Below are 13,417 nucleotides of genomic sequence, written 5' to 3'. Positions count from 1 at the left end.
GTGAAGCTGGTACTTGCCGTCACTGGGGAGGGAGAAAGGCCTATGCGAAACGAGCTGGTTGCTGGCGTTGGAACGAAGTGCTGATTGGCGCGGGTCCGGTCGTTCTGTCTTGCATCCGCAATGACGGGAGCGCTCGATCCTCGCACCAGACCACTTCGGTCAGCACGCCAATCTTTGGTTGGCGTGCCTGCGTCAATCCTCGCACAGGCGCATGCCGAGCTCGGTCACAAGTCCGTCGAGTGGCTGATCTGTCGGTTCAAGCGGCAGCGCGTCGGTGCCTTGCGCCTCATAGGCAAAGCCAAGCGCTTCGACCTGACCGCAGGCCCGCAGCCGCTCCAGCGTCCGGTCATAGAAACCTCCGCCATAGCCGAGGCGATAGAGTTTCCGGTCGAAGGCCACCAGCGGTGCGATGATCAGATCCGGTACAAGATCCGCGCCTTCGACCGGCACCATTACGTCGAACGTGCCCGCCTCCAGCCGGCAACCCGGCCACCACTCTCGAAACAGGAGCGGTAGCCCGGCTCCGGACACGATCGGCATCGCGATCCGATTGTGCCGCGCCAGCATCTCCAGCGCCGGCAGGGGATTGGCCTCGGTGCGGATCGGAAGATAACCACCGACGATCCGGCCCCGTGTCTCAGAAAGATGGGCATTCAAGGCCTCAGAGGCTGCTGCCGCGTGAGCCGAATGTGCGGCTTTGCGCCTTGCGAACGCCGCGCTGCGGGCCGCCTTTTTTGCTTTCGCAAGGGTCATAGCAGGACCATCGAAGCCAAGCCGAGGAAGGCAAAGAAACCAACAACATCTGTCACCGTCGTCACGAATGTTCCGGATGCCAGCGCCGGGTCGACGCCCAGTTTCTCCAACATCACCGGCACCAGGATACCTGCCAGCGCTGCCACCGCCATGTTCACGATCATCGCCAACCCGATGACCAGCCCGATCTGGCCCGAGCCGAACCAGATCAGCGCCACGATCCCCATCACGACGGCGAAGGCCGCCCCGTTGAGAAGCCCCACGACCAGTTCCCGGCCGACAACGCGCCAGACATTCGACCCCGTGAGGTCCTTGGTCGCAATCGCGCGCACCGCGACCGTCAGCGACTGCGTTCCCGCATTGCCGCCCATCGAGGCGACGATCGGCATCAGCACGGCGAGGGCCACGACTTGCCCGATCACGTCCTCGAACAGCGCGATCACCATAGAGGCCAGGATCGCGGTCAGAAGGTTCACCCCCAACCAGGGAAGCCGCAGTTTCGTCGTTTCCAGCGCACTGTCCGACAGCGAACTGTCCTCGGCCACGCCCGCCAGCAGGAGGATGTCCTCCTCGTGTTCCTCGTCGAGCACGGCCATGGCGTCATCGATGGTGATCACGCCGACCAACCGCTCCTCTGCATCGACCACCGGCACCGAAATCAGGTGATACTGGTTAAATAGATAGGCGACCTCCGCCTCGTCCAGTTCCACCGGAACCGTCCGGAAGGAATGCTCACTCACTTCGCGCAGCGACCGCGCGCGCGGCATGGACATCAGCTTTCCAAGCGTCACGTAGCCGGTCGGGCGCATCTTCGGATCGACAAGGATCACGTGATAGAACTGCTCGGGCAGTTGCTCGGCATCTTCGCGTACATAGTCGATCGCCTCGCCGACCGTCCAATGCTCCGGCGCACGCACGACTTCGCGCTGCATCAACCGGCCGGCGGAACTTTCAGGATAGCTCAGCGCCTTCTCGACCGCGACCCGCTCGCTTGCAGGCAGGGCGTCGAGCAGAATGTCCTTCTGTTCTTTCCCCAGATCCTCGACCAGGTCGACGATATCGTCCGATTCCAGGTCGAGCACCGCTTCGCTCAACACCTCGTCGGGCAGAAGCTCGATCACCTCGGCGCGCACGCCCTCGTCGAGCTCCGAAAGGATCTCGCCGTCGATATCCCTGCCCCAGAAACGCAGCAGCAGGTGTCGCGTCTTGTCGCCGACTTGTTCCATGAGGTCGGCCACATCGGCGGGGTGAAGCTCGTCCAGCAACCGGCCCAACCCTGCCGTGTCGCCACGGTTGATCGCCAGCAGCACCTCGCGGACCCGCTCACGGCGCAGCGCGAAGGCGTCGTCGTCACGACCTGCCTTTTCGGCAAACTCTTCGGTCATGGAAGCGCCCTCCGCGTGAACTCCACGCCAGAATAAGCGCCCCGTCGCAGGGCGCAACCGGCGCTTCTCCATTGCCGCGCCCTTGGGCCGCGCCTAGGCTTCCCAACATGAGTGAAAAAGAGACATTGCTGCTGGGGCAGGTGCTGGATATCCATGCCAACCCCTTCGAGGCGCCGCCCGAGGCCGCCGCCCGATATGAACGCCGGGGCGCGGTGTTGCTGCGCGATGGCCGGATCGCGGTCACCGGTGCTGCGGACGCACTGCGCGCGGCCCATCCCCGCGCAAACATCATCGACCATGGCGACGGGCTCATCCTGCCCGGTTTTGTCGATGCCCACGCGCATTATCCGCAAACCGCCATCATCGCCTCCTGGGGCAAGCGGCTGATCGACTGGCTCAACAGCTATACCTTCCCTGAGGAAATGCGCTTCGGAGACCCTGGCTACGCGGCCGAGATCGCGGCCCGCTATCTCGACCTGCTGCTTGCGCATGGGACGACATCCGTGGCCAGCTTCTGCACGATCCACCCGGACTCGGTGGAGGCCTTCTTCGAAGCGGCGGCGGCGCGGAACATGGCCGTGGCGGCGGGGAAGACCTGTATGGATCGCAACGCCCCTGACGGGCTGCGCGATGACGCGCAGTCGGCATATGACCAGAGCAAGGCGCTGCTGGAGCGCTGGCACGGGGTCGGGCGTGCGATTTATGCGATCACGCCCCGCTTCTCGCCGACCTCGACGCCGGAACAACTCCAAGCGCTCGGCGCGCTTTGGAGCGAACATCCGGAATGCCCGATGCAGACTCATCTGAGCGAGCAGACCGACGAGGTCGAGTGGGTGCGCGAGCTGTATCCCTGCAAGAAGGATTATCTCGACACCTACGAGGCAAATGGCCTGCTCGGCCCCGGCGCCATGTTCGGCCACGCCATCTGGTTGACCGATGACGAACGTGCCCGTCTGCGCGCTTCCGGCGCTGCGCTGATCCATTGCCCGACCTCGAACACCTTCATAGGCTCCGGCCTCTTCGACACGGCGCGCGCAATGTCCGAAGGCCAGATCGTCGGGCTTGCGACCGATACCGGCGGCGGTTCGAACTTCTCCATGCTGCACACGATGGCCGCGGCCTACGAGATCGGACAGCTCACCGGCCACGCGCTGCACCCGGCACAGCTGCTCTGGCTGGCAACCGAAGGCTCGGCTCGGTCAATGCGTGCCAGCGACCGGATCGGAACCCTGCGCGACGGCACGGCGGCAGATCTCGTGGTGCTGGACCTCGCCTCGACCCCTGCCATCGCCCAGCGTGTCGACGGGGCGGAGACGATCTGGGAGGCGGTCTTCCCGACGATCATGATGGGGGACGACCGGGCGATCTCGGCGGTCTATGTTGCGGGCGTTCCACAGAGTGGCGCGCCGGAGCTGGGTGCGGATTCGGGGCATAGTCGGGAGGTCAATCCGCTGATCGCGGACAGCCTCGGATTGTGAGAGCGCTCAGCAGCCGGGTTTGGCCAGCACCATCACCCAGATATTGTCTTGCGCACGGGCGAGGCCGAACTCGGTGACCTTCGGCAGCAGGATGTTCTTGCGATGCCCCTTGGACTTCATCCAGCCGTCCATCACCTGGGCGACGGTCGGGTAGCCATTGGCGATATTCTCCGCGATCAGGCAGTAGCGATAACCCGCCCGGCGGGCGCGGTCGCTCGGTTTGGCACCGTTGGGCGAGACATGGGAGAAGTAGTCCCTCGAGGCCATATCCTTGGCGTGGGAGGCGGCGACGGAGTCGAGGCGGGTGGAGCGCTTGATCGGTTTGCGGCCCTTGCTCTTCCGCGCTTCGTTGACGACATCTGTCACGCTGATTGCCTGGCTCGCGACGAGATGGTGCAGGCCCGAGGATCCGGCAGCGGTATGGGGCGGGGGCGCGATATGACCGGCGGCAAGGAGGCCGATGGCCAGAAGGGCGAGACTCAATCGAAGCATTCTGTCTCCATGGTTTTCGTCACTGGGACTATAGACCGTATGGGCTTTCCTGTTGGTTAACTCCAATGGAAGCCGGGATATGCCGTCAAATCACGAATCCGCGCTCGAAAGGGGCGCGCTGGCCGGGAAGTCAGGACAACAGCTCCAGCGCCTCCGCGTGGATCGCGTCATTCGCGGCGGCGATGACGCGGCCACCCTTGTGGGCGGGACCACCTTCCCAATTGGTGACGATTCCGCCGGCGGCCTCGATCACGGCGATGGGGCCGCAAATGTCGTAATCATTCAGGCCGGCTTCGATCACGAGATCGATCTGGCCGAGCGCCAGAAGGCCATAGGCGTAGCAGTCGGTGCCATAGCGGGTGAGGCGGACGGCTTCGGAAACACGTTGGAACCGGGCCCGATCCTGCGCTGTGCCGATCTCGGGGAAGGTCGAGAAGAGGATGGCTTCGCCGATCGGTCGCGGCGCGCGGCTGCACAGGTCCCGGTCGCCATGTGGGCTGCTGTGGCGCGCGACGAGCGGGCCGCCTTGCCAGCGTTCGCCGGTAAAGGGTTGGTCGATGATACCGTGAACCGGCCCGTCCTCGGAGCAAAGCGCAATCAGCGTGCCCCAGCACGGCAGGCCGGAGAGATAGGCGCGCGTGCCGTCGATCGGGTCGAGCACCCAGGTGAAGCCGCTGGTTCCGGGGGTTGAGCCGTATTCCTCGCCTCGGATCGCGTCGAGCGGGCGGCGCTGTGCGAGCACTTCGCGCATGGCGCGCTCGGCGGCGCGGTCGGCTTCCGTGACGGGGTCGAAACCGGTCTCAAGCTTGTTATCTGTCGACAGTTCCGGCGACCGGAAGAGCGACAGCGTGATCGTTCGGGCGGCATCCGCCATCGCAATCGCCGTCGCCTCGATGTCTCGGGCGAACGTTTCAAGGGACAAGGAGCCTTCAGGCGCGGACGTTGGTTCGTCGGTCATTTGCAACACTCCGGGTTGGGCGGGCGGGATCGGCCCTCCCTCGCGCGGTAGCCTTGCGTTGTCCGGGGGTCAAGCGGCGTCGGAGAGAACGCGCGCGAGTTCGAAGAGTTGGCGGCGCTGATTTTCCGGGATCGCGTAATAGCAGCGTACGAGCTCCAACGCTTCGCGGTCGGCCAGAAGGTCACCCGGGGCCGGGGTCTCCCACTCGGTCTCACCTTGCAGCCCTTCGAAGAAGAAAGCGACATTGACCTGTAGGGCGTCCGCTATGTCCCAGAGGCGTGAGGCGCTGATCCGGTTCACGCCGGTTTCGTATTTTTGAATCTGCTGGAATTTGATCCCGACCTTCTCGGCGAGTTGTTGTTGGGTGACCCCAATCATCCATCGCCGGTGGCGGACGCGTTTTCCAACATGAACATCAACAGGGTGGGTCATCTGACCTCCTCCGCAATCGCTACAATCCCAAGTTGCCGACCAAGATATCGTCCTTCGTGGTATTCAATGTACACCGTCGAGACGAACAGATCGTGAAGCAACCTATCTTTTTGTCATCACGAAAGAAAACAATACATCACGGCCATTTGGTCGCGAACCGACAGATTTCTTTCCGAAGATGACACTCGCGCCTGAGGCGAAGTGCAAACTGCAATGCAAAATGCAATCGTTTGAAAGGGAGTCTTTCGGATTGCGCAGGCGCATGGTTGATGGGCTGCCTACCGGCCGGGCAAGGAAACGGTTTCAAGCTTGATTCGTTTTTGCCTAGGATGCGCCGATTCACTGCTGTCCGAGGATACCCTGATGCGCGCCCTGCAGATTTCAGATTTCGAGAGTGACCCGGAATTGGTCGAGATTGCGTCCCCCGAGCCGGCCGCCGGTGACGTCCGGATCGCCGTGCAGGCCTGTGGCCTGAACTTTGCCGACCTTCTGATGTCGCGTGGGAAATACCAGGAACGGCCGGACCCCCCGGTAACCCTGGGGATGGAAATGGCTGGGCGCGTGGAGCGGCTTGGACCCGGTGTGGAGGGGGTTGCCGTTGGCGACAGGGTCGCGGTGTTCAGCGGGCAGGGGGGGCTTGCGGAACAGGCAGTCGTGCCGGCTGCACGATGCGTGAGGCTGCCGGAGGCGATGTCTGCCGTGCATGCGGCGGCGTTCCAGGTGGCCTATGGGACGTCGCATGTCGCGCTGGAGCACAAGGCGCGGCTTCAGCCGGGCGAGCGGTTAGTCGTAACTGGCGCGGCAGGCGGGGTCGGTTTGACGGCGGTGGAGTTCGGCGCATTGATGGGGGCGGAGGTCATTGCCATTGCGCGTGGGACGGAAAAGCTGGAGATCGCCCGTCAGGCGGGCGCGACCCACCTGATCGATGCCGAGAGCGAGGATATTCGCGGTCAGTTGAAGGCGCTGGGCGGGGCCGACGTGGTCTATGAAGCGGTCGGGGGCGATCTGTTCCGACAGTGCTTCCGCGCAACCAACCCGGATGGGCGGATCCTGGTCATCGGTTTCGCCGGCGGCGAGGTTCCGCAGATCCCGGCCAATCACCTGCTGGTAAAGAACCTGTCCGTGATCGGCCTCTATTGGGGGGGGTATCTCGGTTTCGCGCCAGAGGTCCTGACCGGGTCTCTCGCCCGGCTCTTCGATTGGTACGCGGCCGGCCGGCTGCAACCGCATGTCAGCCACGAACTGCCGCTGGATCGTGCCGTCGAAGCGCTGGACCTGCTCAGGCAGCGTCGCTCGACGGGGAAGGTCGTGGTGACGATGCCGTGAGCGTGTCGCTGCGGAATGCCTGTCGCACGAGATCCACCAGCGCGTCCTCGGCACGCCCGCGCGCGAGATCCGAGACATAGAGATTGATCGAATAGCTCGGCAGGTCCGGCAGGTTTCCGTTATGGTCGATCTTTTCGAGGAAGGGGGGCTCGGTCCCTTCCAGCATCAAGGCCACGGCGAGATCGGCCCGGACCGTGGCCTCGATGGTGCGATCCGATTCGGATTCAACGGCCAGTTCCCAAGAGATGCCGCAGCGCTCAAGCCCGCGAATCCCGGTGGAGCGGAACAGGCATTGCCGGCCGGATCCGAAGCGCAGGGGGCGCTGGCGCCAGCAACTTCCGCCTTCCGCACCAACCCAGACCAGTTTCTTTTCCATCAGCACTTCGGCGGCATCGGGGTGGCCGAGTTCGGTGGTCAGGATCATGGCGAACTGGCCGCGCGCGAACTGGTCGAGCAGCGCGCGCGAATAGGAGGAGACGAGATTGACGCGCACGCGCGGGAAGGCGGCGTTGAAGCGGCGCAGCACCTCGGGGATATGCGGGTAAACGATGTCATGGGGAACGCCGAGCATGATCTCACCGCCAAAATCATGCGCTGTGAGCCGGTCAATGGCCTCGTCATTTAGTCGCAGCATGCGGCGGGCGTAGGAAACAAGCTGTTCTCCATTCGAGGTCAAGGAAACGCCGCGCCCGGCGCGATCCAGGAGCTCGACATCGAGAGCCTCTTCTAACCTTTTGATTTGCATGGATACTGCGGATTGGGTGAGGTTCAGGTAGCCCGCGGCCTTGGTGACGCCGCCGCTATCTGCCACGGCAACGAAGGAGCGGAGAGCTGTCAAATCGAGGTTTCGGGGCATTCATCACTCATTTTGATGGATATCTTCAAAAACATTCGCTTTTCAAATGAAGCATACCGCCCCATATAGATCAAGGAAATTGATGGCAGGCGAAGCCTCGTTCACAATATGTTAAGGAAACCGCAATGAGCGCACATACCACAAATACCCCGCTCGTCGGTGCCATGCACCACACGGGGCTCTTCACCTGGATCATGGAAATGGTCGCGGTTCACAAGCAACGCAGGGATCTGGCCAAGCTCGATGATCGCGCTCTGCGTGACATCGGTGTCTCTCGCTACGAGGCCGAACTCGAAGCCACCCGCCCGGCCTGGGATGTGCCGCATCACTGGATCGGCTGACCTGTTCGCCCGGTTCGCAACCTTAGAGGGCGAGAAGGGCTTGAAATAAGGCCTCCGCCGAACGATATTTAAGCCAAAGGCGCCCGCTGCATTCCAGCGGGCGTTTTCGGAACTTGAACGGAGGTAACCATGGCTGAATACGACACGATCCGGACGGTAGGCGTCTCCGGCGCCCGCGCCGCCCAGATCGACGAGGGCCTTCGCGCCCACATGAACAAGGTCTACGGAACGATGTCCGTGGGCATGCTGATCACAGCACTCGCCGCATGGGCCTTCGCCGGTCTGTCGGTGACGTCTGACCCGTCGCAGGCCGCGGCCCAGCTCGGCCCGGATATGTATCTGACGTCCCTTGGGCACGCGATCTTCGTCTCGCCGCTGAAGTGGATCATCATGTTCGCCCCGCTGGCCTTCGTCTTTGGCCTTTCGGCGATGATCAACCGCATGTCGGCCGCAACGGCGCAGCTGGTCTTCTACGCATTCGCCGCGGTGATGGGACTGTCGCTCAGCTCGATCTTCCTCGTCTACACGACGACCTCCATCGCGCAGGTCTTCCTGATCACGGCAATCGCCTTCGCAGGCCTGTCGCTCTATGGCTACACGACCAAGAAGGACCTCTCCGGTTGGGGCACTTTCCTGATGATGGGCCTGATCGGCCTGATCGTTGCTTCGGTTGTGAACATCTTCCTGGCCTCTTCGGCCATGACTTTCGCGATCTCGGTGATCGGTGTGCTGATCTTCGCGGGTCTGACCGCTTACGACACCCAGAAGATCAAGAACACCTATATCCAGATGGCCATGCATGGCGACCAGGAATGGCTGGGCAAGGCCGCGATCATGGGCGCGCTGAGCCTCTACCTGGACTTCATCAACATGTTCCTCATGTTGCTGCAGCTCTTCGGCAATCGCGAGTGATCATCGGATCAGTTGAAACGTCGAACGGCCGGGCCTTGTGCCCGGCCGTTTTCGTTTGGCGATGCCTTGGGACGGGCGACCTCCGCGTGCGGTCTTGCAGTGAATGAAAGGTGTCGCAAGCGGCCATGTGTGTTGAACGCCCATGGGACCGGACACAAGATCAAGGCGTTGGGTCAGTGTATGCCCGTCCCGGCGGGGGTGCGCTTCGTCCTCCACGCGTGACGAGCTATCATCTTATGGTTGGCTGGGGCAAAGCGCAGGCCGCAGCCGTTTTGCCGCCAACCCACGCGAGTCCACAAGAAACTCAAGTTCAGGTGAGGAGGGCGAGGACTGCGGCCACGGCGCAGATCCCGGCCCAGCTGCGCCAGAGCGCGGCGGTCGCCTGATCAATTGCCTCGGGGCCGGGAGTCCTGTTGCCCTCGGGATGGACAAAGGGATAGTCGCGCAATTCACCCTCGTAGCTGCGTGGACCGGACAGCGCGACGCCAAGGCAACGGGCCATGGCCGCCTCTGGCCAACCCGCATTGGGCGAACGGTGCAGGCGCGCTTCCCTGGAGACCGCGCCCCAATCCGCGAACCGGCCATGGGTCAGCAGGATCAGCAGCGCGGTCACCCGAGCCGGAATCCAGTTGAGCAGGTCGTCGAACCGCGCCGAGGCCCAGCCAAACTCCGCATGACGCTCGGTGCGATAGCCGATCATGCTGTCGGCGGTATTGGTCACCTTGTAGATCAGGATGCCCGGCAGCCCCCCCAGCAGGTACCAGAAGACCGGAGCGGTGACGCCATCGGAGAGGTTCTCCGCGGCGCTCTCGATTCCGGACCGGACCACCGCCGGTTCGTCCATCTCGGCCGTGTCGCGCCCGACGATCATTGCCACGGCCCGACGTCCGGCAGCCAGGCTCTCGCGCAGCCCGGCGGCGACCGCCGCCACATGCTGAACCAAGGACTTATGTGCCACCAGGATCGCGACGAGGAGGAGCTCGGCCATCCGCCAGGGCAACAGCACCTCAAGCAACCAGCCCAACAGACCGGCGCCGAGCACAAGGGCGCAGAGCACGGCAATGCCGGCCCGCCGCTTATGCGCGCCACGGTTGAATCGTGTATCCGCCCAGCCGATGAGCCACCCCATGAGCACGGCCGGATGCGGCAGCCGCGCCCAGAGCCAGGCCGGTTCGCCCAGCGCCGCGTCGAGCAGCAGCGCCAGCAGCAAGATCTCCGGCGCGCCGGTCATGACAGCGCTTCTGTCAGCTGTTGCCAGTTGTTTTCGCTGCCGGGCAGGCCGAGGCGCAGCCAGGTATCGGAATAGGGGAAGACGCGCGACCAGACCCGACCGCGCGCCAGCCGGGCCTGCATTTCCGTCGCGCTGCCGACCCTGTAGAGGCGGAAGAGAGGCGTGCCGCCTTCCAACTCGCCACCAGCGTCTGCGATCAGCGCATCGAGCCGGGCCCCATCGCGCGCGAGCCGAACCCGACTGTCCTCGGCCCACTCCCGGTCCTCCAGCGCCGCAGCGCCAATCTCCAGTGCCGGACCGGAAACGGCCCAGGGTCCGATCATCTCTCGCAAGGGGGTAATGAGCGCTGGCGCGCCGATGGCAAATCCGAGCCGCAGCCCCGCCAGGCCCCAGAACTTTCCAAAACTCTTGAGCAGGATCGTCTGGTTCCGCGTTGTGACATGCCGGATCAAGCTGGCCTCTGGCGCGATGTCGCAGAAGCTTTCGTCGAGTACCAGGAAGCCTTCGGCGGGAAGCTCGCCGGCTTGCCAGAGCCGCCCGTCCGGATTGTTCGGATGCACGCATACGGTGGCTGTTTGGGCGTCCTTTGGCTCGGTCGTCACCTGCCATCCGGCGGCGCGAAAGGCGGCGGCATGTTCGTTATAGGTCGGTTGCGGGATGTGAACCTGCCCTGTCGGGGCGCTGCCGAGCAGCGCAGGCAGCCGGGCAATTGGCGCCGAGGCTCCGGGCGTGGCGAGAATCTCCAACCCGTCCGGGACAGACCAGAATTGCCGTGCGGCCTTTACAAGCCGGGCCTGTGCGCCCGCGTCCGGCAGGGCCGTCCATGCCTCCGCGGATAGCGGGGGGCGCGGATACGGGACGGGGTTGATCCCGGTCGAGAGGTCCAGCCAGTCCGATCGATCGCCGCCCCATCGGGACCGCGCCGCGTCCAGCCCGCCGCCATGGTCTCGCCCGCCTGTCTCGCCCGAACCTGTCGTCATGCCGTCTTCCCATGCTCTCCTGACGCTGCTTCTGTCGCGTTTGCGGCGGGAAGGGAAGACGGGAACATGACCGAATGGTGCGTTAAAGAGCCGTTAACGAACAACACGCAGGAAGTGGTAAAGTGCTGGCAGGACACGGTCGTGGAGGCAGTATGCATATTCTCATCGTCCAGAGCTGCTGTGACCTTGGGCAACTCTGGAAACGACATCTCGAACGGCAAGGATGCGCGGTCTCGTTGGTGCAGGGACAGGATGCGGCTGCAGACGTGCTCCGCAACCGGGACGTGCAGGCCATCGTCCTTGATGTCGAGATCGCGGAGGGGAGCGCACTGGCCGTCGCGGATTTCGCCTCTTACCGACGGCCGAAGGCACGGGTGATCTTCGTGACCCGCAGGAGTTTCTTCTCCGACGGCTCCATCTTCAATCTCGCCGCCAATGCCTGCGCCTACCTGCCCGCCGCGACCCCACCCGAGGATCTCGCGGTGATGGTCGAGTATCACGCCACCGCGGCACTCTGACCTCCGATTGCCGTCCCTTCGGACAACGCCTCGCGACCATGCCGCGCGAGCCAGTCGATCTGCGGGGCGATGGGCACGATCCGGGCCGGGTTGATCATGTCGTGACTGAAATAATAGTGGCGCCGGATGTGGTCGAAATCGACCGTGTCGGATACGCCGGGCCACTGGAAAAGCTCGCGGGTGTAGGCGAAGATGTTGGGCATCTCCGTCAACCGGTTGCGGGCGCATTTAAAGTGGCCGTGATAGACCGGATCGAAACGTATCAGGGTCGTAAAGGCGCGCCAGTCCGCCTCGGTCACCCGGTCGCCGGCAAGGTAGCGTTGACGCGAGAGGCGGTCTTCGATCCAGTCAAGCGTGTCGAACAGCTCTGTCACGGCGCGCTCATATGCGGCTTGAGTGGTGGCGAAACCGGCGCGGTAGACGCCGTTGTTGAGCCCGGGATAGAGCCGATCATTGATTGCATCGATCTCTGCGGCGAGGGTTGCCGGCCGCAGGTCCAGCCGATTGCCGGTCAGACCGTCAAAGGCGCTGCCGAACATGCGGATGATCTCCGAGCTCTCGTTGGACACGATACGGCCGCGCTGTTTGTCCCAGAGAATCGGCACAGTGACCCGGCCCGTGAAATCGGTCGTGTCGCGTGTATAGATGTCGCGCAGGAAGCTGTGGCCGAAGAGCGTGTCCCCGGTGGCACCAGGATAGTCCTGTGCAAAGGTCCAGCCTTCCGAGAGCATGTCCGGGTGCACGACAGAGACGGAGATGTGGTTCTCAAGTCCCTTGAGGCGGCGATAGATTAGCGTGCGATGCGCCCAGGGGCAGGCCAGCGAGACATAGAGGTGGTAGCGTCCGCTCTCTGCCTCGAAGCCGTCCTCTCCGGACGGGCCGGCTGTGCCATCCGCGGTCACCCAGTTGCGAAACACCGCCTCGGTACGACGGAACTCGCCTCCGGTCTTGCCGGTTTCGTACCAGCTGTCATGCCATGTGCCGTCGATCAGCAGTCCCATCCTGTTCGCCTCCCTGTTTCCTGACCTTCATTTATCCGATTGCGCCGACGGGAAAAGCCGTACCGGCGCAGGGGGCGTCACGGTTTTCCGCACATGCTGTCATGTGTTTGAAATGCTGCTGTTTTCACAAGCACCGCGACGTCGCCGTTGACTCCCATGCGCTCGCTTCGCTCAATGGGGCCTCGGGAAAGGGAGTCGAGCATGTCCGAGTTTCTGCCGCAGGAAGTCCGAGACGAGATGGCGCGGGCGCGCAGGGCGCAGGCGCGCAAGCGGACGCACATGCGGGTCGTTGCCGAGGGGCGAGATCACGCGATCCTGCGTTATTGGGAGGGCGGGTTCGCGGTCGATGCCGAAGCCGCCGCAGGGCTGCGTGGGCTGGTCGAGATCCACGACCGGGGGCGGCCAGTCTGCCAGGCGCTGATCGTGACGTCTTCCGAGCGAGAGGGCGAGCGGCTTTTCGAATTCAAGGTGACCAATCCAGCCGACCGGACGGGGCCGCCGGCGGATTTCGTGCGCGAGAGACCCGAGCCGGTGGGGCTACTGCCGCGGGAGTGATTGCAGACGGCGGGGCAGAGCCCGAAGATGCCTCGCCGGGTGATTCCGTGCCAATGGGGGGCGCTTCGGTCCGGTCAGGGGAGTTGGGGCCAAACTCCCGTGCTGACCACCGCTTCTGCGACCTGCGCAACAAGGGATTTCTCCGAACTCGGCACACACCGCTGCTAAGGGCTTGCGCCCCCCTGCGCGCTGTCTATAA

General features: G+C 63.8%; 15 protein-coding genes. 6 read left to right on the top strand and 9 right to left on the bottom strand.

The features are described 5' to 3' along the window. Positions 1–192 precede the first annotated feature (192 nt). Positions 193–753, bottom strand: coding sequence for a 5-formyltetrahydrofolate cyclo-ligase (locus tag R3X27_RS11575; protein WP_317709021.1), 561 nt, complete (start codon positions 751–753; stop codon positions 193–195). Next, on the bottom strand, positions 750–2,138 hold the full coding sequence (gene mgtE / locus R3X27_RS11570; protein WP_317709020.1) for a magnesium transporter: 1,389 nt from the start codon (positions 2,136–2,138) through the stop codon (positions 750–752). The genes R3X27_RS11575 and mgtE overlap by 4 nt, the downstream gene beginning before the upstream one ends. A 107-nt stretch (positions 2,139–2,245) precedes the next feature. On the opposite strand from mgtE, the gene guaD reads away from it, so the two are divergent. Next, complete coding sequence (guaD, locus tag R3X27_RS11565; RefSeq protein ID WP_317709019.1) at positions 2,246–3,616, top strand: guanine deaminase; 1,371 nt, start codon at positions 2,246–2,248, stop codon at positions 3,614–3,616. Positions 3,617–3,622: 6 nt separating this feature from the next. Here guaD and R3X27_RS11560 read toward each other — a convergent pair whose 3' ends face one another. The 3 genes from R3X27_RS11560 to R3X27_RS11550 all read right to left on the bottom strand — a co-directional run bounded on the left by R3X27_RS11560 (position 3,623) and on the right by R3X27_RS11550 (position 5,498). Continuing rightward, positions 3,623–4,108, bottom strand: coding sequence for a CAP domain-containing protein (locus R3X27_RS11560; protein ID WP_317709018.1), 486 nt, complete (start codon positions 4,106–4,108; stop codon positions 3,623–3,625). Between the two features lie 130 nt (positions 4,109–4,238). Next, on the bottom strand, positions 4,239–5,066 hold the full coding sequence (locus tag R3X27_RS11555; protein WP_317709017.1) for an inositol monophosphatase family protein: 828 nt from the start codon (positions 5,064–5,066) through the stop codon (positions 4,239–4,241). Between the two features lie 69 nt (positions 5,067–5,135). Further along, entirely contained in the window at positions 5,136–5,498 is a 363-nt protein-coding gene (locus tag R3X27_RS11550; protein ID WP_317709016.1) for a helix-turn-helix domain-containing protein, read from the bottom strand. 363 nt (positions 5,499–5,861) lie between these two features. Here R3X27_RS11550 and R3X27_RS11545 point away from each other — a divergent pair, with 363 nt between their 5' ends. Further along, positions 5,862–6,824, top strand: a complete 963-nt coding sequence (locus R3X27_RS11545) for an NADPH:quinone oxidoreductase family protein (RefSeq protein WP_317709015.1) — start codon at positions 5,862–5,864, stop codon at positions 6,822–6,824. On the opposite strand, the gene R3X27_RS11540 is transcribed toward R3X27_RS11545, so the two are convergent. Further along, positions 6,778–7,680 (bottom strand): LysR family transcriptional regulator, encoded by a 903-nt coding sequence (locus tag R3X27_RS11540; RefSeq protein WP_317709014.1) that lies wholly within the window; start codon positions 7,678–7,680, stop codon positions 6,778–6,780. The genes R3X27_RS11545 and R3X27_RS11540 overlap by 47 nt on opposite strands. A gap of 125 nt (positions 7,681–7,805) precedes the next feature. Here R3X27_RS11540 and R3X27_RS11535 point away from each other — a divergent pair, with 125 nt between their 5' ends. Next, on the top strand, positions 7,806–8,021 hold the full coding sequence (locus tag R3X27_RS11535; protein WP_317709013.1) for a DUF1127 domain-containing protein: 216 nt from the start codon (positions 7,806–7,808) through the stop codon (positions 8,019–8,021). A 129-nt stretch (positions 8,022–8,150) separates the two neighbouring features. Next, positions 8,151–8,933 (top strand): Bax inhibitor-1/YccA family protein, encoded by a 783-nt coding sequence (locus R3X27_RS11530; protein ID WP_317709012.1) that lies wholly within the window; start codon positions 8,151–8,153, stop codon positions 8,931–8,933. A 310-nt stretch (positions 8,934–9,243) separates the two neighbouring features. Here R3X27_RS11530 and cbiB read toward each other — a convergent pair whose 3' ends face one another. Next, positions 9,244–10,164, bottom strand: a complete 921-nt coding sequence (gene cbiB, locus R3X27_RS11525) for an adenosylcobinamide-phosphate synthase CbiB (RefSeq protein ID WP_317709011.1) — start codon at positions 10,162–10,164, stop codon at positions 9,244–9,246. Further along, positions 10,161–11,144, bottom strand: a complete 984-nt coding sequence (locus tag R3X27_RS11520; RefSeq protein ID WP_317709010.1) for a threonine-phosphate decarboxylase — start codon at positions 11,142–11,144, stop codon at positions 10,161–10,163. The genes cbiB and R3X27_RS11520 overlap by 4 nt, the downstream gene beginning before the upstream one ends. A 152-nt stretch (positions 11,145–11,296) precedes the next feature. On the opposite strand from R3X27_RS11520, the gene R3X27_RS11515 reads away from it, so the two are divergent. Continuing rightward, positions 11,297–11,662 (top strand): hypothetical protein, encoded by a 366-nt coding sequence (locus R3X27_RS11515; protein ID WP_317709009.1) that lies wholly within the window; start codon positions 11,297–11,299, stop codon positions 11,660–11,662. Here R3X27_RS11515 and R3X27_RS11510 read toward each other — a convergent pair. After that, the gene (locus R3X27_RS11510) at positions 11,641–12,663 is read right to left on the bottom strand and encodes a glutathione S-transferase family protein (protein ID WP_317709008.1); all 1,023 of its coding nucleotides are present in this window, start codon (positions 12,661–12,663) and stop codon (positions 11,641–11,643) included. The two genes, R3X27_RS11515 and R3X27_RS11510, sit on opposite strands and share 22 nt — an antisense overlap. A gap of 201 nt (positions 12,664–12,864) precedes the next feature. Between R3X27_RS11510 and R3X27_RS11505 the strand changes: the two genes are divergently transcribed. After that, a complete protein-coding gene (locus R3X27_RS11505) occupies positions 12,865–13,218 on the top strand; it encodes a hypothetical protein (protein ID WP_317709007.1) in 354 nt (117 codons plus the stop codon). Positions 13,219–13,417: the final 199 nt, after the last annotated feature.

Origin of the sequence: Tropicimonas sp. TH_r6, from assembly GCF_033101155.1 — a bacterium.
In the GTDB taxonomy this organism is placed as follows: Bacteria; Pseudomonadota; Alphaproteobacteria; order Rhodobacterales; family Rhodobacteraceae; genus Tropicimonas.
Note: the sequence above shows the minus strand (reverse complement) of the source record. Positions and strands in the feature narration are given on the sequence as shown.

Bases quoted from the DNA above. Each gene is read 5' to 3' on its own strand.
- R3X27_RS11575 (WP_317709021.1), bottom strand. From the start codon at position 753: ATGACCCTTGCGAAAGCAAAAAAGGCGGCCCGCAGCGCGGCGTTCGCA.
- mgtE (WP_317709020.1), bottom strand. From the start codon at position 2,138: ATGACCGAAGAGTTTGCCGAAAAGGCAGGTCGTGACGACGACGCCTTC.
- guaD (WP_317709019.1), top strand. From the start codon at position 2,246: ATGAGTGAAAAAGAGACATTGCTGCTGGGGCAGGTGCTGGATATCCAT.
- R3X27_RS11560 (WP_317709018.1), bottom strand. From the start codon at position 4,108: ATGCTTCGATTGAGTCTCGCCCTTCTGGCCATCGGCCTCCTTGCCGCC.
- R3X27_RS11555 (WP_317709017.1), bottom strand. From the start codon at position 5,066: ATGACCGACGAACCAACGTCCGCGCCTGAAGGCTCCTTGTCCCTTGAA.
- R3X27_RS11550 (WP_317709016.1), bottom strand. From the start codon at position 5,498: ATGACCCACCCTGTTGATGTTCATGTTGGAAAACGCGTCCGCCACCGG.
- R3X27_RS11545 (WP_317709015.1), top strand. From the start codon at position 5,862: ATGCGCGCCCTGCAGATTTCAGATTTCGAGAGTGACCCGGAATTGGTC.
- R3X27_RS11540 (WP_317709014.1), bottom strand. From the start codon at position 7,680: ATGCCCCGAAACCTCGATTTGACAGCTCTCCGCTCCTTCGTTGCCGTG.
- R3X27_RS11535 (WP_317709013.1), top strand. From the start codon at position 7,806: ATGAGCGCACATACCACAAATACCCCGCTCGTCGGTGCCATGCACCAC.
- R3X27_RS11530 (WP_317709012.1), top strand. From the start codon at position 8,151: ATGGCTGAATACGACACGATCCGGACGGTAGGCGTCTCCGGCGCCCGC.
- cbiB (WP_317709011.1), bottom strand. From the start codon at position 10,164: ATGACCGGCGCGCCGGAGATCTTGCTGCTGGCGCTGCTGCTCGACGCG.
- R3X27_RS11520 (WP_317709010.1), bottom strand. From the start codon at position 11,144: ATGACGACAGGTTCGGGCGAGACAGGCGGGCGAGACCATGGCGGCGGG.
- R3X27_RS11515 (WP_317709009.1), top strand. From the start codon at position 11,297: ATGCATATTCTCATCGTCCAGAGCTGCTGTGACCTTGGGCAACTCTGG.
- R3X27_RS11510 (WP_317709008.1), bottom strand. From the start codon at position 12,663: ATGGGACTGCTGATCGACGGCACATGGCATGACAGCTGGTACGAAACC.
- R3X27_RS11505 (WP_317709007.1), top strand. From the start codon at position 12,865: ATGTCCGAGTTTCTGCCGCAGGAAGTCCGAGACGAGATGGCGCGGGCG.